This is a genomic window from Paenibacillus sp. P46E, assembly GCF_001909095.1.
Lineage (GTDB): Bacteria > Bacillota > Bacilli > Paenibacillales > Paenibacillaceae > Paenibacillus_AQ > Paenibacillus_AQ helianthi.
On the sequence record NZ_LVYZ01000110.1, the window covers coordinates 15,892 to 36,139 of the forward strand.

The 20,248-nt window shown below is 51.4% G+C and carries 16 protein-coding genes; 3 read left to right on the forward strand and 13 right to left on the reverse strand.

What is annotated here, in order from left to right; translation table 11 throughout:
- Positions 1-110: 110 nt before the first annotated feature.
- From A3849_RS33270 to A3849_RS31175, 9 genes are all read right to left on the reverse strand, one after another.
- Positions 111-296 carry a hypothetical protein gene (locus tag A3849_RS33270; RefSeq protein WP_074114915.1) on the reverse strand — a complete coding sequence of 62 codons (186 nt, stop codon included), beginning with the start codon at positions 294-296 and terminating at the stop codon, positions 111-113.
- Positions 297-523: 227 nt separating this feature from the next.
- Positions 524-1,270, reverse strand: a complete 747-nt coding sequence (map, locus tag A3849_RS31140; RefSeq protein ID WP_074107602.1) for a type I methionyl aminopeptidase — start codon at positions 1,268-1,270, stop codon at positions 524-526.
- Positions 1,271-1,510: 240 nt separating this feature from the next.
- Positions 1,511-3,235, reverse strand: a complete 1,725-nt coding sequence (cysI, locus tag A3849_RS31145) for an assimilatory sulfite reductase (NADPH) hemoprotein subunit (protein ID WP_074114916.1) — start codon at positions 3,233-3,235, stop codon at positions 1,511-1,513.
- A 39-nt stretch (positions 3,236-3,274) separates the two neighbouring features.
- The gene (locus tag A3849_RS31150) at positions 3,275-5,146 is read right to left on the reverse strand and encodes an assimilatory sulfite reductase (NADPH) flavoprotein subunit (protein ID WP_074115038.1); all 1,872 of its coding nucleotides are present in this window, start codon (positions 5,144-5,146) and stop codon (positions 3,275-3,277) included.
- Positions 5,147-5,459: 313 nt separating this feature from the next.
- Positions 5,460-5,927 (reverse strand): signal peptidase II, encoded by a 468-nt coding sequence (gene lspA / locus A3849_RS31155; protein WP_256701132.1) that lies wholly within the window; start codon positions 5,925-5,927, stop codon positions 5,460-5,462.
- Between the two features lie 286 nt (positions 5,928-6,213).
- Positions 6,214-7,188 (reverse strand): aldo/keto reductase, encoded by a 975-nt coding sequence (locus A3849_RS31160; RefSeq protein ID WP_074114917.1) that lies wholly within the window; start codon positions 7,186-7,188, stop codon positions 6,214-6,216.
- Between the two features lie 84 nt (positions 7,189-7,272).
- The gene (locus A3849_RS31165; RefSeq protein ID WP_074114918.1) at positions 7,273-10,530 is read right to left on the reverse strand and encodes an ATP-binding protein; all 3,258 of its coding nucleotides are present in this window, start codon (positions 10,528-10,530) and stop codon (positions 7,273-7,275) included.
- The gene (locus A3849_RS31170) at positions 10,508-10,888 is read right to left on the reverse strand and encodes a response regulator transcription factor (RefSeq protein WP_074114919.1); all 381 of its coding nucleotides are present in this window, start codon (positions 10,886-10,888) and stop codon (positions 10,508-10,510) included. The genes A3849_RS31165 and A3849_RS31170 overlap by 23 nt, the downstream gene beginning before the upstream one ends.
- Positions 10,889-10,935: 47 nt before the next feature.
- Positions 10,936-12,573 carry a GGDEF domain-containing response regulator gene (locus tag A3849_RS31175; protein ID WP_074114920.1) on the reverse strand — a complete coding sequence of 546 codons (1,638 nt, stop codon included), beginning with the start codon at positions 12,571-12,573 and terminating at the stop codon, positions 10,936-10,938.
- A gap of 238 nt (positions 12,574-12,811) precedes the next feature.
- On the opposite strand from A3849_RS31175, the gene A3849_RS31180 reads away from it, so the two are divergent.
- Together A3849_RS31180 and A3849_RS31185 are read left to right on the forward strand one after the other, a co-directional pair.
- The gene (locus A3849_RS31180; RefSeq protein ID WP_074087745.1) at positions 12,812-13,081 is read left to right on the forward strand and encodes an ACT domain-containing protein; all 270 of its coding nucleotides are present in this window, start codon (positions 12,812-12,814) and stop codon (positions 13,079-13,081) included.
- Positions 13,082-13,131: 50 nt separating this feature from the next.
- Positions 13,132-14,487 (forward strand): PFL family protein, encoded by a 1,356-nt coding sequence (locus A3849_RS31185; RefSeq protein WP_256701156.1) that lies wholly within the window; start codon positions 13,132-13,134, stop codon positions 14,485-14,487.
- Between the two features lie 117 nt (positions 14,488-14,604).
- Here A3849_RS31185 and A3849_RS31190 read toward each other — a convergent pair whose 3' ends face one another.
- The 3 genes from A3849_RS31190 to A3849_RS31200 all read right to left on the reverse strand — a co-directional run bounded on the left by A3849_RS31190 (position 14,605) and on the right by A3849_RS31200 (position 17,694).
- A complete protein-coding gene (locus tag A3849_RS31190; protein WP_074115040.1) occupies positions 14,605-15,477 on the reverse strand; it encodes a sigma-70 family RNA polymerase sigma factor in 873 nt (290 codons plus the stop codon).
- A 99-nt stretch (positions 15,478-15,576) separates the two neighbouring features.
- Entirely contained in the window at positions 15,577-16,023 is a 447-nt protein-coding gene (locus A3849_RS31195; protein ID WP_074114922.1) for a carboxymuconolactone decarboxylase family protein, read from the reverse strand.
- Positions 16,024-16,230: 207 nt separating this feature from the next.
- The gene (locus A3849_RS31200) at positions 16,231-17,694 is read right to left on the reverse strand and encodes an MFS transporter (RefSeq protein ID WP_074114923.1); all 1,464 of its coding nucleotides are present in this window, start codon (positions 17,692-17,694) and stop codon (positions 16,231-16,233) included.
- Between the two features lie 264 nt (positions 17,695-17,958).
- On the opposite strand from A3849_RS31200, the gene A3849_RS31205 reads away from it, so the two are divergent.
- Positions 17,959-18,384 carry a MarR family winged helix-turn-helix transcriptional regulator gene (locus A3849_RS31205; RefSeq protein ID WP_074115041.1) on the forward strand — a complete coding sequence of 142 codons (426 nt, stop codon included), beginning with the start codon at positions 17,959-17,961 and terminating at the stop codon, positions 18,382-18,384.
- A gap of 182 nt (positions 18,385-18,566) precedes the next feature.
- On the opposite strand, the gene A3849_RS31210 is transcribed toward A3849_RS31205, so the two are convergent.
- The gene (locus tag A3849_RS31210) at positions 18,567-20,243 is read right to left on the reverse strand and encodes an extracellular solute-binding protein (RefSeq protein ID WP_074114924.1); all 1,677 of its coding nucleotides are present in this window, start codon (positions 20,241-20,243) and stop codon (positions 18,567-18,569) included.
- Positions 20,244-20,248: the final 5 nt, after the last annotated feature.

The following is a 20,248-nucleotide window of genomic DNA, read 5'->3' on the forward strand; positions in this document are numbered from 1 at the left end:
TCCGTGCGATGCCCGGGTACAGACGGTTGGTTTTGGCAAAAGCCAGCCTCTGGATCCTCCTTGCTCTCCTAAGCAGCTGTGTAAATTCACGTTCCGCGCTCTTCGAATATTCACTTTGCCATTCGGCGTAGCTTACCTCCCCCTTTAGGTACTTGCCGGTTAAATCCGCACATAACACTGTCCTGCAGGGACGAAGCAATCAAATCGGCAACGTCTGTCTGTGAGATGGAGTGGACCGGCAATGCCGTCCCAATCCCCAGGATAGCCGTCTTGGAGCTGCTGATCGGTTGTTTCATATTTGAACCTCCTGTAATGAATGTGTGTCGCACAGAATACCCATTTGTACCCTTAATAAGCCCATTGTAATCTTGAGCGGATTAGCCGAAGCCTAAGTCTCCCTAATTCCAGATCACCGCTTCCATCAGGATATGTATTCTATACTCTCCAGGTAGTGCTAATTATAGTAAAAACCCCGGACGTTCCCTTATGAGAAGGGAATCGCCCGGGGTTCGGGTACAACGGTTTACAGCTCAGTCAGGATAATGGTGCCCTGTGGAGTGATGGCCAGTGTATGCTCATACTGGGCTGACAGTCCTCCATCGATCGTGCGGGCAGTCCACCCGTCCGCATCTACCTTAGTGCGGTAGCTTCCGGTATTCAGCATCGGCTCAATGGTAAATACCATGCCTTCTTTGAGTCTTGGTCCTTTCCCTGCGGGTCCATAGTGAGGTACCTCAGGTGCTTCATGCATTTCGGAGCCAATACCGTGACCGATGAAATCACGTACAACTGAGAAGCCGTTCGACTCGGCATAGACCTGTATCGCATGGGCAACATCCCCAATCCGGTTGCCGGCGACCGCTTGCTCGATACCTTTGAACAAAGACTCTTTGGTCGTATTCAGCAGTTTCTCCGCCTGTTCGCTAATATTGCCGATGGCATAGGACCAAGCCGAATCTGCCAGCCAGCCATTCAGGTTCACAACCATATCAATGGTTACGATGTCGCCGTCTTTCAGCTCCTCATGCTTCGGAAATCCGTGGCAGATCACATCATTTACAGATGCGCAGGTCGCGTAAGGATAGCCGTGATAGCCTTTTTGCTCCGGGGTAGCTCCTTGGGAGAGAATGAATTTCTCTGCAAATTGGTCAATTTCCCAGGTTGTAATTCCGGGCTTAATGATTTGAGCGATTTGCCGGTGGCATTCCGCAAGAATTTTGCCGGCTGCCCGCATTTTTTCGATCTCTTCCATCGTTTTCATGATGATCATTCGTTTCGCCTCTTCTGTACAGAACACATTACTTACAATAATGGCTCTTGGTTATGGTTTGGTCGTTCTTCTCTATATTATGAAAGATATTCGCCAAAAATCCAAATTTAATCTGAATTCATAAGCAGAAACGGCAATAGAAGGATAATTTAATGCGTGAAGCATATAAATTCTTATATTTTCAAAAAGAAACGAACCCTGCCTCCTTAAGGAAGGAAACGGGTTCGTTAAGTTTATGAATCAGTCGTGGAAATGAAGTCCAGAGGTAACCGCCTTGACGTATCCGCTGCGGATTACAAAATCCCCAAAGTGCTCGCCGCTTTGGCGCTCCCTGGCGTAGTGATGGATGATGGGTTCAAGTGTTGCCAGAATTTCCTGTTCATCGATATTTTCCTTATACAGCTTATTGAGACGGTCGCCGGTAAAACCTGCTCCCAGATACATATTATATCTGCCCGGAGCCTTACCGATGAACGAGATCTCACCTAGCGCCGGTCTGGCGCAGCCATTCGGGCAGCCCGTCATGCGGATCACAATTTCTTCATCCCGAAGTCCAGCTTCATCGATGATCAGCTCCAGCTTATCCAGCAGCAGCGGCAAATAACGTTCCGCCTCGGCCATGGCCAGTCCGCAGGTCGGCAGCGCTACACAGGACATCGAGCTGCGCCGCAGAGCCGAATGATGCGCACCCTCTGTCAATCCATACTGCTTGGCGAGTTCGGTAACCTTGCGTTTCTTCGAACTGCTGACATTGCCTATAATCAGATTCTGATTGGGGGTCAGCCGGAAGTCTCCGTCATGGATTTTGGCGATTTCCCGCAGGCCTGTCATGAGCTTGCTGCTCTCCGTGTCATGAATCCGTCCACTCTGGATATACAGCGTCAGGTTCCATCTGCCGTTCACACCTTTCACCCAGCCGTAACGGTCGCCGTTATGGTCGAAGTGAAAGCCCCTTGCCGGTTCAAGCTCCCAGCCTAAGCGGTTCTGCAATTCACCGGTAAACCACTCCAGACCATGGCGGTCAATGGTGTATTTGAAACGGGCATTTTTACGGACCGACCGGTTACCGAAGTCGCGCTGGATCGTAACGGTTTTCTCCGCCAGATCAATCATTTGCTCCGGCCGGCAGAAGCCTATCACCCGTCCAAGCTGCGGATACGTGCTTGTATCCCCATGAGTCATCCCCATACCGCCGCCAACCGTAACGTCGAATCCTGCCAGCTTGCCATTTTCCAGAATTGCGATAAAGCCAAGGTCCTGGGAGAATACATCCACATCATTGGATGGAGGGACCGCGATGCCGATTTTGAACTTGCGGGGCAGATAGACCGGGCCGTAGATCGGTTCGACCTCTGCTCCGTCTTTGCTGTCCACTACCTTTTCACCGTCCAGCCAAATTTCATGGTAGGCAGGGGTACGCGGTGCCAAATGATCACTGATCTTGCGTGCCCACTCATAGACCTCGCCATGAACCTCGGACTGGTACGGATTGGGACCGCTCATCACATTGCGGTTAACGTCACCGCAAGCAGCGAGGGTCGTCATCAGCGTATCGTTGATGGTCTTGATGGTCTTTTTCAAATTCCATTTGAGCACTCCGTGCATTTGAAACGCCTGTCTTGTCGTCAGCCGTAAGGTACCATTGCCATATTTATGTGCCAATTCATCCATAACCAGCCATTGTGCCGGAGTAGCCACACCACCCGGTGCAACTACACGCAACATGAACTGAAAGGCCGGCTCCAGCTTCGAGCGTTCCCGTTCACTGCGCAAATCCCGGTCATCCTGCATGTAGCTGCCGTGGAACTTCAGCAACCGGTTATCATCCTCCGGCAGCCCCCCGGTGATCGGGTTCTTCAACGTCTCCACAAGGGCTCCCCGCAGGTAATTGCTCTCAAGCTTAATATGTTCTACATCACTAGGCGGGCCGCCGATGGGCTTCACCACTGATTCATTATTCGCCATTGCTGCAAGTCTCCTCCCGCATTCACTGTTTGTTAAGGTTTAGTACACATCGCGCTGGTAACGCTGCTCCTGCTGCAGATTGTCCAGATAGGCGGCTGCTGCTTCGGGGCTTAGTCCGCCTTCCTCCTGAATAACGCTGATCAGCGCTGCGTGCACATCGTGGGCCATATGCTTTTCATCCCCGCAGACATAGACATGGGCACCATCCTGCAGCCAGGCATAGAGCTCTTGACTATGCTCCAAAATGCGGTGCTGCACATAGACTTTCTCTTCTGTATCCCGGGAAAAGGCCACATCCAGCTTATTCAGCACGCCGTCCTTCAGCATCCGCTGCCAGTCTGTCTGGTAGAGGAAGTCCGTCACAAAATGACGGTCTCCGTAGAACAGCCATGTCTTGCCTTCTGCACCTTGCTCCTCACGTTCTTCCAGGAACGAGCGGAATGGCGCGACTCCCGTACCGGGTCCGATCATGATCACTGGCACATCGGGATTTGCCGGAAGCTTGAAATTCGGATTGTTCTGGATGTATATCGGCAATGTGTCACCTGGCTGTACACGCTCTGCGCAGTGAACCGAGCAGACACCATAGCGTTCACGTCCATGGGACTCATACCGTACCGCCCGCACGGTGAAGTGAACCTCTTCAGGATTGGCATTATAGCTGCTGGCGATGGAGTATAGTCTTGCCGGCAGCTTGCGCAGTATGGTGACGAAGCTGCGGGCGGGTACTCCCCATGGCGCGAAATCTTGAATCAGGTCGAGTAGATCGCGACCCTGGATATATTCTTTCAGCTGCTTGGAACGGTCCGGCAGCAGCAGTTCATGCAGCGCGGGAGCCGCTGACAGCTTCGCTGCCTGCTCCAGCAGCGGTTTGGTAAGGACAGTTATTTCATAATGGCGGAGAAGCGCTTCATGAAGGGTGCCCTCTTCACCTTTTTTGTTCAGGGGAACGGTTTCCCCGGAGTTCCAGCCCATAGCGGCAATAATCTCTTCTACCAGCCGGGGATGATTCTCGGGATAGACTCCCAGCGAGTCACCAGGTTCGAAGGTCATGTTAGAACCTGCCAGCGACAGCTCCAGATGGCGGGTTTCACGGTCTGAGCCGCGTCCGTTCAGATTCAGATTCTCCAGTACCTCTGCCTGAAAAGGATGATTGCGGGAGTATGCCGATTGCAGCGATTCCGCGTGTTCGGCAGCAAGTACGGCCTCTTCAGCAATAGCGGGGGCACTCTGGGCACCGTTAAGGGCGGTAATCACTTGTTCCATCCAATCAGCGACCGGCTCGTCATAGTCCAGATCGCAATCTGCACGAGGGCTTAGACGCTGGCCGCCCAGCTCTTCCAGCTTCTGATCGAAATCCTTGCCCGTCTGGCAGAAGTATTCATAAGAGGTATCCCCGAGTGCCAGCACCGAATACCGTAAATGATTCAATTGGGGCGCTCTTTTGCTATAGAGAAATTCGTGAAGCGAACGCGCATTATCCGGCGGTTCACCTTCACCATGAGTGCTGACCAGAATCAGCAGGTTCTCCACCTTCTTCAGTGCATTCGGCTTAAAGCTGTTCATTGCAGATACGGTGACCTCGAAACCCTGCTCCTTCAGCTTGCCTGACAGGCTGGAGGCGAGACGCTGGCAATTGCCGGTCTGCGATCCGAAGAGTACAGTGATATCGCGGGAAAAGGACGGCTGGGCAATCGCAGCTGATGCTGCTGAAGCAATTGCAGCACCCGGAACGGATGTTGCAGGCACAGCCGGCGCAGTAGTGGAGTCAACGGATATGCCCTGCAGTGTTATTGCGGATATATAGCCGCCGAGCCAAATCTGCTGGGTCTGCGTCAGTGACGGCAGAAGGCGGTTTAGAAGATCAACCTGTTCCTCGTTAAAAGGACTGTTCGTAACATGTAATTGCAACACTATCGACCTCTCCTCGCATGAAATCTGCTTCCCTCTTAACAACATAAATTCAGGCTATCACAATTATATGAAACGATCAACGAGCCGCTAAGCTGCCAAATTCAAACTGCGCAACCAATAAATTCAATAAAACGCACAAAAGCCGCTTAAATCAGAGTAAAAAGCTCTGATTTAACCAGCTTCATTACATTTTATGATAACTTCTATTAGATAAAATGATACTTCATTATCGATTAAGCAGCAAGAATTTCACAAAACCTGCCTAATGATATGCCGGATAGTCATTCCAAGGACATTCAGCCCGAAGGTCTTACCTTTTTAAAGAAAAACGCTTCAGCGGTTTCTTGAGCAGATGTACCAAAACCAGCAGCCCTCCGGCGTTGATCGCCAAGTCCGCAAGATTAAGAATGCCGCCGCGGCTGCCAAAGACCAGAAAATCCGTTACTTGATGGTAAATGACACGATCAATGGCGTTGCCGATTGCCCCGCCTACCAAAAAACCGCTCGCCGCTTCCAGTAAAGGTCCCCTCAGTTCTCCCTTTCGTCTGTAATAGAACACCGCAACAACAAACGCTGCCGCAACAATGGCGAAATACGGGCCGAACCCCTGAAAAGAGCTGAACGCTGCACCACTGTTCTCGTAATACGTAAACTGCAGGTGCCCGCTCCACACAGGAATGGTTTCCCCCAGCTGCATCTTGGAGCGTACTGCCCACTTGGCGGCCTGATCCGCTATAACGACCAATATGGATATTAAGTAAAAAAGCGTAATGGCCACCCCCTCTGCACTCGGCAAAAATAGCGATACTGTTCATTCTTACTGTTCAGCTTATCACAGGAAGACCCTGAATTCATCCTTGCCAGCCTCCGTAAAAACAATCTGGACTTTGAGGCGAAGCCCGGTGATTACTGCGCCCAACAAGTAGAAACGGCTACACCCGCTATTTTTAAGGACAGCGCTGCCTTAGCGAGAAAAATAAAAAAACGCGGGAATATCCCAAAGGATGCTCCCGCGCTGTCCAGCTCCTGCGCCCGTTATACTATATTGATTTCCGCCGGAGTATTTACCAGGCGTAGGCTTCCGGTGCCGGACGGCCCGGTCCCGGGAAAATCTCGTCCAGCTTCTTCAGCGTATCTGCATCGAGCACGATCTCGGTGACTCTCAGCGAGTCTTCGAACTGTTCAATCGTCCGTGGCCCGATAATCGGTGCGGTAACGGCAGGATTAGCCAGCACCCAGGCCAGCGCCACTTGATCTTCATGCTCCCCTAGCTCCTTACAGAGCGCGGAGAATTGCTCCAGCTGGCTCCGGTGCTTCTCCAGCTTGGCCGAACGGGCACTACGCACACCACTTTTGGACAGCGCATTGCGTCCAAGCAGGCCTCCAGCCAGAGGACTCCATGGGATCACTCCCAAACCCAGCTCCTGGGAGGCCGGAAGGACCTCCAGCTCCGGCGTCCGCTCCAGCAGGTTGTACAGATGCTGCTCGGAGACAAGCCCCAGGAAATGGCGTTCTTTGGCCTTTGCCTGGGCAGCGGCAATATGCCAGCCCGCAAAGTTGCTGGACCCGATGTAATCAGCTTTGCCCTGGGAGACCAGAATTTCAAATGCGCCCCACAGCTCGTCCCACGAGACATTCCGGTCGATATGATGCATTTGATACAGTTCAATGTGATCCGTCTGCAGACGTTTCAGTGAGCCTTCGAAATGACGTCTGATCTTGTATGCTGACAAACCCGCACCTGAATTGGGACCGTCCTGCTCGTCGAACATGTCACCGTAGACTTTGGTAGCCAGAACAACCTTCTCGCGCCGGCCGCCTCCCTGCTGAAACCATCGGCCGATAATTTCTTCCGTCCAGCCGCGCCGGTCATTGCCGCCGTACACATTGGCTGTATCAAAAAAGTTGATGCCCGCATCCAAGGCAGCATCCATAATTCTGAAGGCTTCCTTTTCCTCGGTTTCCGGACCGAAATTCATGGTGCCCAGACATAGTTGGCTGACCTTTAAACCGGATTTTCCCAAATAACTGTATTTCACTCGCATTTCCTCCCTTGCATTCCTGATTGGTTGTCTGCTGCAAGATCACTATATACCTTAGAGTCTACTGTAAGGCAAGCCATATTAGCAGTCATTATCCGGAAAGAGGACTTCTCCCGACTTCAGCTGAATCTCAACAATTTCCTGCAGTGTATTGGACAGCTCTCCCGGCGGATACGGCTTCGTCAGATATGTCTTCACGTTCTCAAGCATATTCTTATCCGTCTTGTCCAGCGCCGAGGAGATCACAATCGGCACCTGTTCGGTCCGGGGATCATTTTTGAGCATACGGATCAGATCCCACCCGTCCAGCTCCACACCCAGCATCAGATCTACGACAATAGCCACAAAAGATGATCTCAGCGCCTGGTCGAATGCTTTTTGCGGATGGTAATGATGGGTGACCCGGAAACCCTTGCCCTTCAGCTCTTCGGAGAGCAGCAGGGACAGGCTGTAATCATCTTCAACGATCATTACATTGGGCTTCTGTTCCTTATCCGCGCCCCACTTGGCGGTCTCCTCCACATACCTGCTGTCTTCTGCAAATTCCATAGGCAAGCTGAACCAAACAGAAGTGCCTTCACCCTCCACTGACTCGATACCGATGGTCCCTTTGTGCTTTTCAATAATTTCCTTACAGATCGCAAGCCCCAGTCCGGTTCCGCCGATCCGCTTGGACGCGCTGTTATCCACTCTTCTGAATTTCTGGAACAGCTGGCCAATCTGATTCTTGGGAATACCCAGCCCCTGATCCTGGACCCGCACGATAATCCGGTTCGGCTCATTGTGGAGCAGCACCTTGACTTCATGGCTTCCCGGCGAGAATTTGATGGCATTGCTCAGCAGGTTGGTAAGCACCTGAACGATCTTGTCCTTGTCAACAGTCACCTCATCAAGCACTGCGTCGTCCTCCAAAAGGATATGATGAGTACTGCTGAGCTTATATTGGTCAATAACGCCGAGCACAATTTCACTCAGGTGTGCCGGTTCGACATTATACTGCTGTGTTCCCGATTCCATTCGCTGCAGATCCAGAAAGTCATTAATCAGCTCGGTCAGACGTTTCGCTTCCTTGTGAATCGTCTCCAGATATTTCAGCTGCTTCTCCGGCTTCATGGTTTTGGACAGCAGCAGCTCTGTAAAGCCGAGAACACTGGACAGCGGAGTCCGCAGTTCATGGCTAACCGTGCTGACCAGCTCGGATTTCATCAGGTCAAGCTCATATTCACGTGTGATATCGCGGTGTACGAACAACGTACCGATCCGGTCTTCACGGCGGAGAACCGGAATGGCATAGACATCGACATGCTGAATCTCCTCGGTGCCCAGTGAATATTTCATCGTGCTGGAATCCATGGCCGATTCGGACATCGCATGCTCATAGAATTGTCTCAGTTCTGCAGATTCATTGGACTTGCCGGTGAATGCCTCCAGCCAATCCTCCGCAGGGACCAGCGAACCCTCGGTCCAATCGCTATAACGGAAGAGCTCACTGAGCGCCTTGTTGATATGCTGCATCACACCTTCGGTATTGACGAACTGGATACCCTCATTTACATTGTTCACGATATCCCGGTTCAGCTTGCGCCCATGTTCGATTTCCTCGTACATCATGATCCGCTCGATCGCCAGCGCCACCCGGCTCATCAGTCCCTGGATCTCGCTGAGCTCTTCCTCGGTGAAGGTACGGCCGATCCGGCTGCCGCAGAAGACCGCCAGAATCTCATTGCTGCTGCCCACAACCGAAGTGTAGTAATCATAACAGTAGACTTCGTCAGGAGAGATGCCCTGTTCCCGCGGCGAGCCAACTCTTTGGATAATATAGGATTGCTCCTCTCCCAGCCGGTACAGAATTTCAGAATGGTTATGATCGAGGTACCGCTCCACATTCGCTTGCGGCACGCCTTTGACAACGGTGATATTATCCTGGACAAGCAGAAACAGACTGGAATCAAAGCCATAGATCTGATTCATGAAGCCGCTGAATTTCTCGGCAAATTCCTGTTTATCCAGCGTGTAGGTAAGCTCATGATTCAACCGGTTATAGCGCTCCAGCATGAAGGTAGTCTGCTCCGCATTCTGGAGGGTAACCGCCAGCTGCTGCTGCACACTTTTCAGGGAGGTGATATTGTTCGCGATGAGGATATACTGGTAGACCTTGCCCTCATCGTTCAAATAAGGCATGACCGTCATATGAAGCCATATGGTTCCGGTGCTATCCTTTACCTGGACTTCTATTTCCCCGCTCCAGTTTCCGCCAGTCGATAATTTACTGATAATCTGTTCAAGCTGGGAGAAAGTGATATTCAGCAGTTCAAACAGCCGGAATGGGTAGCCTATAATCTCGGAATTTCTGTAGCCTGTATAGCTGCTAAGGTTGTCATTCGCATAAGTGAACAGCCCTTTATCCGACAGAATGCCGACAGCCGAGGTCTGATCGAGTGCCTTCATCATGCTTTCAATTTCGCTTAAAGATCGCTCCAGCTTGAACTGCTGGTCCTCAAGCTCATCCTGCTGGGCATGCAGCTCTTCGTTCTGCATCGTCAGCTCTTCTTCCTTGTCCTGAATGCTGTGGACCATGTTCAGGAATGCCTCATACAAGCGGCCAATCTCATCCTGCTTATGCAGTTTGCCGAGCAGAACCGCCTCACCTGCAGCAAGTGAATGGGTAGCCTCCTCCAGCCGGACAATCGGATCAATCACAATTTTTAGCCCCCGCCAGATCATTAAGGTAAAGAACAGCAACAAAAAGGCGCTAATGCCGAAGGCCGCAACGGTATAGCTGTCAGCTCTCCGGATAGAACGGTCTGCCATATCACTGAGCTGTTGATCCGAGCTCTCCTTGAAGACCTTGGTAAAGGCGAGAAAATCATTCACGGACTGCGTACTGCCGCTCTGCGAGAGAGCCCGGATTCCTTCGTAGTCATCATTTCCGACCAGCTGCATCACTTTAGGCAGCGTTTGACTCTTGTAATTGGTATAAAAAGCGGATAAAGCGTCCCGATACTCCGCCTCTTCCGGTGACAGATTCAGCCCGGCGTATTGATCCAGAATACCATCCAGATTCTCAAGCGCCGTATTCAGCAGACCCAGCTCACTGGTGCTCTTCAAGGCGACGTACCCTCTGGCCCGGAAAAACACTTCATTCAGCGTCCCGGCCAGTTCATTTATGATATTCGCTTTGGTCTGCAGGACCTCCCGTTCCGATTTCAGCCGGCTCTGCTGGGTATTAATATAAAAGAAGAGGACACTCACTGTCAGTACAATGAGCACGAACAACAGCGTAATGATCTGATAATATTTCGTTTTGATGCTGGTATTAGAGGATTTCGTTGTTCTCACTGAGAATGCCCTCCACAATCTGCAGGAGCTCCATGGGGCTGAAAGGCTTCGGCATAAAATAGCGGGCACCGGCCTCGCGGGCTTTACTGCGGTCGTTCTCCTGCGCCTTGGCGGTCAGCATCAGAATGGGCATGGCGCTTTTTTGATCTTTTCCCAGTGCCTCGAGAACTTCAATTCCAGTCATCTCGGGCATCATATAATCCAGAATAACCAGATCATATAGCTCCTCTGACAGCTTGGCCAGCGCTTCTGTGCCATTCTCGGCGGTATGGATCTCTACATTCTCCAGATCCTCCAGCGTGTCTTCAATCAGCATGCGCAGGACCTCTTCATCATCGACTACAAGTACTTTTTGCATTCAATCCTCACCCTTCTGTTCCTCCTGATGTTGTGTTGGCTTCTGTTCTAGAACAGAAATCTGTGGGCCAACCGCTCTATACGGGTCAGCAGCTCCGGCAGATGAAACGGCTTCACTACATAATCATCGGCTCCCATCTGCAAAGCATGAATAATATCACGCTGGTTATTCCTTCCTGTCAGCATGATTACAAGAATATTCACTTCAGGGTAGTTGCTGCGAATCCGCTCCAGAACCTCCAGACCATCCAGCTCAGGCATGATTCCATCCAGCAAAATAATATATTTGCCACCTTGCGCATACCAGTCTGATTCCAGAAACAGCGGACCGCTGGCATAGCTGCTGACCTTCACAGAGTCGATACCGGCCGGGTCCCAGGATGCAAAATGATGAGTCACAATCCGCCGGATCAGCGCATCGTCGTCCACAACAATCACATTCAGCAGAGATTCGGCTTTGCCCGTGTCCAGCTTGTCCGAATACAGGGTGGTCCGATTCCGTCCCGTATTCTTGCTGACGTAAAGTGCCTGGTCCGCTTCCCCGATCAGCCTGTCCGGTTCATTTAACACCTCACGGACCTCCGTAATACCACCCGAGAAAGTCACTTGAAACTCCTCTTTTTTTGCAGTAAAGGTTCTTGCGGCAAGCTGCTGCTGGATCCGGTCCACGACCAGCAAAGCTGAAACTGCATCCGTATTCGGCATGAACAAGGCAAACTCTTCCCCCCCGAATCGGCAAAAGGTATCTTCTACCCGAATCGAATGACGCACGACTTCAGAAAAGGTCTGCAGCACTTCATCTCCGATCAGGTGGCCATAGGTGTCATTTACCAGCTTAAAATAATCCAGATCCATAAGGGCCACAGAAAATATCCGGCCGGTCCGGCGGAAATCCGACATCAGCTGCTTCATGGTCTGGTTGAAATATCTGCGGTTGAATGCTCCGGTCAGCTCATCTACGATAATCGATTCCTGCCATTCCCGCTTCAGGTCAAAACGGTTCTTAATCAGCACCAGGAATAAATCGATATCCAGCGGCTTCGGCATATAATCCATCACGCCCAGTGAGTAGGCATACATCTGAATATCCTTGGTGTGCTCACCGCTGATGATAATAATGGGAATCCGCTCTTTCTTCGCCTTGCCGATGATTTGCTTCAGCACATCAATCCCGCTTTGGTCCGGGAGCAGGATATCAAGCAGAATCAGATCCGGTTTGCCCTCGTAAAATATCTTCAATCCGCGTTCTGCGGATAAGGCAATACTCACATAATAGGACTGCTTCTCCAGGGATTCCCGCAAAAAAGCAACCAGTTCAACATCGTCATCAATGATCAGAATTTCTTGCTGGATCGGCATGCCGTGAATATGCCCGGACTCCTGCGAACGGGAGCCAAGCAGCCCATCATGTGCATCCATATCGTCGCCAAAAAGCTCCAGCAGAGGGTATAGATATTCTCCCCACTCCTCTTCCGGCCAGCAGCGATGGATATCCTCTGAGAAATAGAGTAACGTGCTGTCTGCCAGCTTTTCGACTTTGATAAGGCCTACTGTTCCGGCGGTTCCTTTCAAGTTATGGAGGAAACGATAAATATCCTTTTCACTTACAACTTCTTGTGCAGACCATGTTTGGAGGGTTTGTCTGGTACGCTGCTCTACCAGCTCTTTGTATTTTCTCGTTGTCATCATAACTCCTTCGAGCTGCTAATATATTACAAGCCAGTAACCATAGCTTCTTAACTCTGTCAACTGTATTCTATGTAAAATGGAGCTTAAGATCAAATCTCTACTCAGATGGACAAAAAAACTTCGGTTGTCGATTCTCCTTTCCTTTGCCATAATAATTGAAACGGTTCATTCCGTTAAAGCGGCGGATGAACAAAGCACTAGAAAAATATTAAATAAATAATGGGAGGCTTTTTCATTGAAGGGGATTATCACAGTACTGGGTAAAGACAAAGTTGGTATTATCGCAAAAGTATGCACCTATCTCGCAGGACACAATTTGAACATTCTGGATATCTCACAGACGATCGTACAGGATTATTTCAATATGATGATGATCGTAGATATTTCTGCACCCAGCAAATCTTTTGAAGAGATTGTGGAAGATCTGCAGCATGTGGGCGAAGAGATCGGTGTGGAAATCAAGCTCCAGCATGAAGATATCTTCAATATTATGCACCGGATTTAAGACGGCTGAAGACAATAGATGTGAATATAATTTAAGGAGTTAAACCTATGATTTCAATTGGCGAAGTGCAGGAAACGAATAAAATGATCCGGGAAATGAATCTGGATGTCCGTACGATCACTATGGGAATCAGCCTCATGGACTGTGCCCACACGGATATGCGCGTGTTCAACCAAAATGTCTACGACAAAATCACCCGCTCCGCGGAGAAGCTGGTGAAAACCGGTGAGGATCTGGAACGGCAATTCGGGGTACCCATTGTCAACAAGCGGATTTCGGTGACCCCGATCTCTATCGCCGCTGGCGCCATTCATACCGATTCGTATGTGCCGGTGGCCGAAATTCTGGACAAGGCAGCAAAAGAGGTTGGCGTAAACTTCATTGGCGGCTTCTCGGCTCTTGTCCAGAAGGGCTGCACCAAAGGTGACCGGATTCTGATCGACAGTATCCCTGAAGCGCTGGCAGTTACAGAAAGAGTCTGCTCTTCTGTGAATGTCGGCTCCTCGCGCAGCGGGATCAATATGGACGCAGTGAAGCTGATGGGCGATATTATTCTTCAGACTGCGGAACGTACCAAGGACCGCGATTCCATCGGTTGTGCCAAGCTGGTGGTCTTCTGCAATGCGGTTGAGGACAACCCGTTCATGGCGGGTGCGTTCCACGGGGTCGGTGAACGCGAATGTGTAATCAACGTAGGTGTTAGCGGTCCGGGTGTAATCAAGCGGGCATTGGAGGAAGTGAAGGGCCAAGACTTCGAGACTCTATGCGAGACGATCAAGCGGACCGCCTTTAAGGTTACCCGTGTGGGTCAGCTGGTAGCCCAGGAAGCGTCCAAACGGCTGAACGTACCTTTTGGCATTATCGATCTGTCTCTGGCACCCACTCCGCTAATCGGTGATTCTATCGCCGAGATCTTCCAGGTCATGGGGCTGGAGGAAGCGGGAGCGCCCGGCACAACAGCCGCGCTCGCCATTCTGAATGACAATGTCAAAAAAGGCGGCGTTATGGCTTCCTCCTACGTCGGAGGACTCAGTGGCGCCTTTATCCCGGTCAGCGAAGACCATGGCATGATTCAGGCGGTGCAGCGCGGGGCGCTGACGCTGGAGAAGCTGGAAGCAATGACCTGCGTCTGCTCGGTCGGGCTCGATATGATTGCTATTCCTGGCAGCACAAGCAAAGAAACCATCGCAGGAATCATTGCGGACGAAGCCGCTATCGGCATGGTTAACAACAAGACTACAGCGGTTCGCGTGATTCCGGTCATCGGTAAGGAAGTCGGCGAAATGGTTGAATTCGGCGGGCTGCTCGGCTACGCGCCAGTTATGGCCGTGAACAAGTTCGACTGCTCAGGATTCGTGAACCGGGGCGGACGTATCCCCGCTCCGATACACAGCTTCAAGAACTAGATCCATGAAGAAGCGCCGCCTGCCCGGGCAACGGGGAGACGGCGCTTTTTTATTGACCTTACGTTTATGGAGAAGCCTCCAATGCTCATGTTCATCGCAGGCCTCTATGGACACCGGTTAAACATGACCCAGCTTGCTGGCAGCCATCATCAGATATAGTTCCTGAATCTGTTCTCCACTCTTGTCCAGCGCCAGGCAGAGTACGGCTCTAACCACTCCCTGCTGCCTGAACACAAGATTCTGCTCACCGTTGATCCAGTCCATTGCAATTTCCCATTCGCGCATCTGTTTCAATACCCGCCGTGAGGTCAGAAGAGCCAGCACGCCCTTACGTCCTGCCATAGGCCTAAGAATGGTATGCACTTCCTGTCCGCCTCCATCGCCGATAAGTACAGGCTGCTCAGCCAGCAGCTCAAGCATTCCGCCAACATCATATGCAGTAAATGCCGCTGTGAACCTGCGCAGCAGCTGTTCTCTTGAAGTACCATTGCCGGCAGCCGGTTGCAGTGCCGAAGACGGTCTGGCTTGAAGCGTCCGCTTCGCCCGGCTAAAGATTTGCCGGCAGTTGCTCTCAGATTTGCCGACCATTTCTGCTATGGCATCATATTCGTACTGAAAAGCCTCCCTCAGCACAAACACAGCTCTTTCGGTTGGGGTTAGACGCTCCAGCAGCACCAGAAAAGCATAAGACAGGGTATCCTTCCGTTCCGCTGACGCTTCGGGCCCGTCATCCGCCTCACTTACCGGCTCCGGAAGCCACTCGCCAACATATGTCTCCCTGCGGCTGCGCGCCGAGCTAAGCATATTCAGGCAGCGGTTAGTGATGCCCTTGGCCACATAAGCCTTCATATTTTGAATACCGCCGGGTTCCCGGCGCTGCAGCTCTGCAAAGCAGTCCTGTACGGCATCCTCTGCATCGGCTACGGTTCCGAGCATTCTGTAAGCAATCGAGAAGGCGTAACGATAATAACTGCGGTACAGCTCCTCCATGAGGCTCCCCCCCACGGTCTCCGGACCCGTTCGAATCCCCGCCTTGCTTCCCTGGTCTTTCACTGCTGTCCCTCCTGTGCTTAATGACTCGCCGCTATTTTAATTAAAACAACCCGGATACATTCCGGTAGAAATCGCGATCCGGTTCCAGTTGTTGATCGTATTGATCGCCAGAATCCAGTCCACATATTCCTCCTGGCTGAAGTGTTCCATAACCTTGTCATATAGTGCCACGGGAACACCCTCTTGACTGATAAGGGTAACGGCCTCAGCAAACTCAAGCAGCACTTTTTCCTTTTCTGTAAACAGCGGAACTTCATGCCACACACTAAGCAGCAAAATATGGTCTGCATAATCGCCCAGTTTCATTAAGTCCTTGGCGTGCATATCCAGACAGAAGGCGCAGCCGTTGATCTGGGAGACCCTGATTTTCACTAATTCATATAATACCTTATCCTGGATCCGTCCGCCCGCATGCTGCTCCATGGCCATCATCGCCCGGAAAGCCTGTTCATTTGCCGCTCTGTAATTAAATCTTAAACTCATTCTAATCGCCTCCATAATGTGTGTACATAATGAAGACAATATGGCGTGCTGATTTGTGACAAACCGCTTCAAAGCACAAGAATCAACCTTCTATAAGGATTGAACCAGGAAAAGCCTCCCGGCCTGAGCTCAGGCTGAAAGGCTTTTGGCTTACATATGGCTTGCAAAATGAGCATCTCTGGACTGTCATATCAGGCAGCCGGAATATCAGACCGCGGTACGCTTTGCCCTCTTGGCTTTTTTGATTGAGATCATCCGCCAGCCGGTCAGCAGTGCCGAAACTAGACAGATAGCCGACGAAGTCATGAACACGACATGCATGCCGGAGAGGAAAACATCCGGACGGTCCGGAATCAGGCCAGTTACCCGGTAGCCCGCTTTATTGCTCATTACATGAAAGAGTATGGTCGTAGCAATGGTGATCCCGACTACCATCCCCACATTACGGACCAGTGAGTTGACACTGCCTGCCGATCCCAGCTGGGTTCGCGGCACTTTGGACATGATCAGCGAGTTGTTGGGCGATTGGAACAGACCACTGCCGATTCCTAGCATGGCGATCCACACACCCACCAGGGCTACCGCGCTTCCGTCATGCAGACGGGCCAGGCCGAATTGAGCGATGACCATCACAATCAGTCCGGCGAAGGTTAAGAACTCTGAGCCGATTTTATCAGACAAGGCCCCGCTCAGCGGAGCTACAACGACCATGGAAATCGGGAACAGCATGAGCAGGAAGCCGGCATAGAAGGGTGACAGGTTCAGCATGTTCTGTGCATAGAACGGGGCAATAATGTTAAAGCAGAAGTTCGCCACGAATACCAGAAACGCACACAGGATGCTGAGTGAAAATAAGGGGTTCTTGAACAGCGACAGCTGCAGGAGCGGCTGGGTCCGGCGCAGCTCCACAATAATAAACACAATAAAGGCTGCGGCTGCCGCAATCAACGCCGAGAGAATCCGGCTGTCCCCATACCCTAGCTGCTGTCCAAGCAGCAGACCGGCGAACAGGGTCACTATGAATATAGCAAACAGCAGGCTTCCGGGAAGATCAATTCTGGATTTTACCCGGACCAGGTCCTTCGGAAGAACCTTCCACCCGAGCACAATAGCGATTAGGCCAATCGGAACATTCACCCAGAAAATATATTCCCAGCCCAATGCGGAGACGATAATCCCGCCCAGACTGGGACCTGCTATACTGCCGAGCGAAACGAAGGTTCCGATCAGCCCAAGCGCTTTGCCCCGCTCCGTGGCCGGGAAAATATCTGTGACAATTCCCTGGCTGTTGGCCATGGTCATTGAAGCGCCAATCGCTTGAATGACCCGGGATGCAATCAGAAACGGAAGGCTTGCGCTCAGGCCGCAGAGCAGTGACCCGATGATAAAGATAACGGTACCGATTTTGAAAATCCGGATCTTGCCGGCGATATCCCCCAGCTTTCCGAAGAACAATATGGCTGCGCAAATCGCCATCAAATAACCGGTTGTAACCCACTCGACCTGTGCCATCGGCAGCTGCAGCTTCTTTACAAGCACTGGCAAGGCAATATTCACAATGCTTCCGTCAAGTGTGGACATAAAGGTGAACAAATTCAGAACGATTAATATAATCCAGCGTTTCTTCTGAACCGCCGCATCCTCCTGATAAGTTGCACTGATTGTACTCAACTTTAACACCCTCTTCGAACATTTTTCGCATATAGTTGCGTCCGCAACAAATTGATCTTTCCCAGTGTACTCCAGTTTAGTTGCATGCGCAACTATATTAATGTACTATCAAGTGGAAACGGCTTCGCCGTCCTTTTAAGAGACGGAATCCGTTTCAGCGAGAAATAGAAGGATGATTTATAGCGTGAAACCTATACATCCTTATATTTTTGAGTTGAGCCTGCTGACTGCAGGATTTTGACCAAAGAGGTGTGCAAGTTGAATTTGAAAAGAGAACCCATCGGCAAGCTAATCTCCCAGCTTCATCGCCAGCACCAAAAGTGGCTGGTCAAAGAACTGTTGCCTTATGGCATCGGCAGCGGCGGGCAGCACAGCTTCTTGAAGCTGATTCTGAACCATCCGGGTATTACACAGGATCAAATGACAAGCGAAATGAAATTCGATAAAGCCACTACCGCCCGCTCAGTGAAGCTGCTTGAGGAAGCCGGATACATTGAGCGCAGAACCGATCCCACAGACCGGCGTTCATCCCTGCTCTATCCGACAGCTAAGGCAGTGGAGTTCGCCCCGGTGCTGCAATCGGTCCTGGCAGAGCTGAACCGCAAGCTTACCCTCGACTTCACTGTGGATGAGGTAGACCAGCTCGTTATTTTACTCCAAAAGGTCTATAAAAATTCAGAGAACCTCTGAACATAAGTGCAAGCAACGTCAGCGCCGCATCATGAGTACAGCTGTAGATTAAGACCTACTAACACAAAGCACAGGCCGGAATCCTCCTTATAGGGGACTCCGGCCTATATTTCTGCTATGGGATACCATACTTCAGTGTTCAGTCCCTCCAACGTCAATTAGCAGATTGTTGCCGCATGTCGCTACCGGCTCGTGGAAGTGCTGCCTGCAAGCTGCGTAACCTCTTGGGTTATGGCCTCTCCGCCCATACGTTTCCACTGGGCTACAAAGAGGTCAAAATCACTGAGAGGCGAATCACCCACGATGATATTCAGGAAGGTTTCGCTCTCCAGCTTCTGCAGTTCAGGCCATTTGCTCCGCATATGAAGTGTACTTCCGTAATAGACACTGCGTACTCTCTCGATCGCTGTTGTAGACAATACTGCGACTCCGTATTTGTAGGCATTTGCCGCTTTCCAGCCCTCCAGATTTTTTTTGGGCTGCTCCTCCTCTGCAAGCCAGTGCTCATAGAGCAGTCTGGTGTCAGGGTCCAGTGAATCCGGATCAATCTTGCCGTGAACCGCCTGCTGCACATCCGCATAATGCTTTTCGATAGCGTCTGCATAATCAATCAGCAGATCGAACGGGTAATACGCCCGAGGCTGAATGCCGGTCTGCGCCGAGAAATCATCCAGGCTTCGAACCGCCTCCTCATTCGGATCTCTTCTACGCTCCAGCCGGGTGAAGGCATTCAGCAGCTTCACTACGGCTTCAGGATGCTCATAACCCTTGCGGACCACCAGATAGCGGTCGGTGACCGGAGCCATATGGGTCACGAATTTGCCGGATGCATCCAGCGGGGCGGCATAGGCCCTCCACTCCGCCTTGGTATCCGCAGCAACAGCCTCCGACAGCGGATAATAAGGCATCCACCATGGGCCGAAGAACATCCCCGATTTACCGGAAATAATCGGTTCCTGTGTTTCCTTATACAAGGCAAAGTCAGGATCAATGAGCCCCCGCTTATACCAGTCGGCCAGCTTGCCCAGTGCCTCCTTGGTCTCCGGGGTGATCGAACCATAAACAATATGCCCCTTGCTATCCCTGATCCAATTGGTGGGGAAGGCATGGAATGCGCTGAATAGGGCATCTAATCCGTTGACATGGGGTTTTGTGCCGTACACAATATTGTTATAGGCGCTTAAGCCTACGGTGTCCCGCTTGCCGTTTCCATCCGGGTCTTTCTCGATAAATGCCTTGGCAATGGCTTCAATATCCTCAAAGGTGCGCGGAGCCGGCAGCTCCACCTTGTCCAGCCAATCCTGACGGACCCACAGCAGGGACGGTGAATCCGCGTTAATCGCCACGTTAGGCAGACCGTACAGTCTGCCGTTCCGGGAGGCATCCCGAAGCGCTTCGCCATGGGTGGAATCATACATATCCTTGATCAGCTCGGAAGCATACTCCTTGTAGATTTCGGTCAGATCCGCAATCATATCGCTGTCCATCAGCATTTTGAGCTGGTCTCTGTCGACCACCATCGCATCCGGCAGATCGTTGCTGTCGATCGCCAGCTGCGCTTTTTGTGTAAAAGTTTCTTCACCCTTCGCTTCCCAGGAATGAATGACTTTGATATTCGTCAGACTCTCCAAATATCGTGAAATCGGGTTATTGTCGTTGCTGTCTCCCGTATTGAGCCGGGAATCGGGCACTTTGAAGCCAATCCGCATCATGACCGGATTCTCATAGCTCCCGTAAGCAGCCGCATCTGCATGATTTGCCGGATTTGCGGCACTTGCTGAGCCGGTAACCGGCATACCGCCTCCCCGGCAAGCCGTCAGGGAGATCAGCGCCGCAGCGGCAAGAACATATTGCACCATTCTCC

Bases quoted from the DNA above. Each gene is read 5' to 3' on its own strand.
- A3849_RS31210 (WP_074114924.1), bottom strand. From the start codon at position 20,243: ATGGTGCAATATGTTCTTGCCGCTGCGGCGCTGATCTCCCTGACGGCT.
- cysI (WP_074114916.1), bottom strand. From the start codon at position 3,235: ATGGCGAATAATGAATCAGTGGTGAAGCCCATCGGCGGCCCGCCTAGT.
- A3849_RS31195 (WP_074114922.1), bottom strand. From the start codon at position 16,023: ATGAGTTTAAGATTTAATTACAGAGCGGCAAATGAACAGGCTTTCCGG.
- A3849_RS33270 (WP_074114915.1), bottom strand. From the start codon at position 296: ATGAAACAACCGATCAGCAGCTCCAAGACGGCTATCCTGGGGATTGGG.
- A3849_RS31170 (WP_074114919.1), bottom strand. From the start codon at position 10,888: ATGCAAAAAGTACTTGTAGTCGATGATGAAGAGGTCCTGCGCATGCTG.
- map (WP_074107602.1), bottom strand. From the start codon at position 1,270: ATGATCATCATGAAAACGATGGAAGAGATCGAAAAAATGCGGGCAGCC.
- A3849_RS31190 (WP_074115040.1), bottom strand. From the start codon at position 15,477: ATGGAGGAGCTGTACCGCAGTTATTATCGTTACGCCTTCTCGATTGCT.
- A3849_RS31175 (WP_074114920.1), bottom strand. From the start codon at position 12,573: ATGACAACGAGAAAATACAAAGAGCTGGTAGAGCAGCGTACCAGACAA.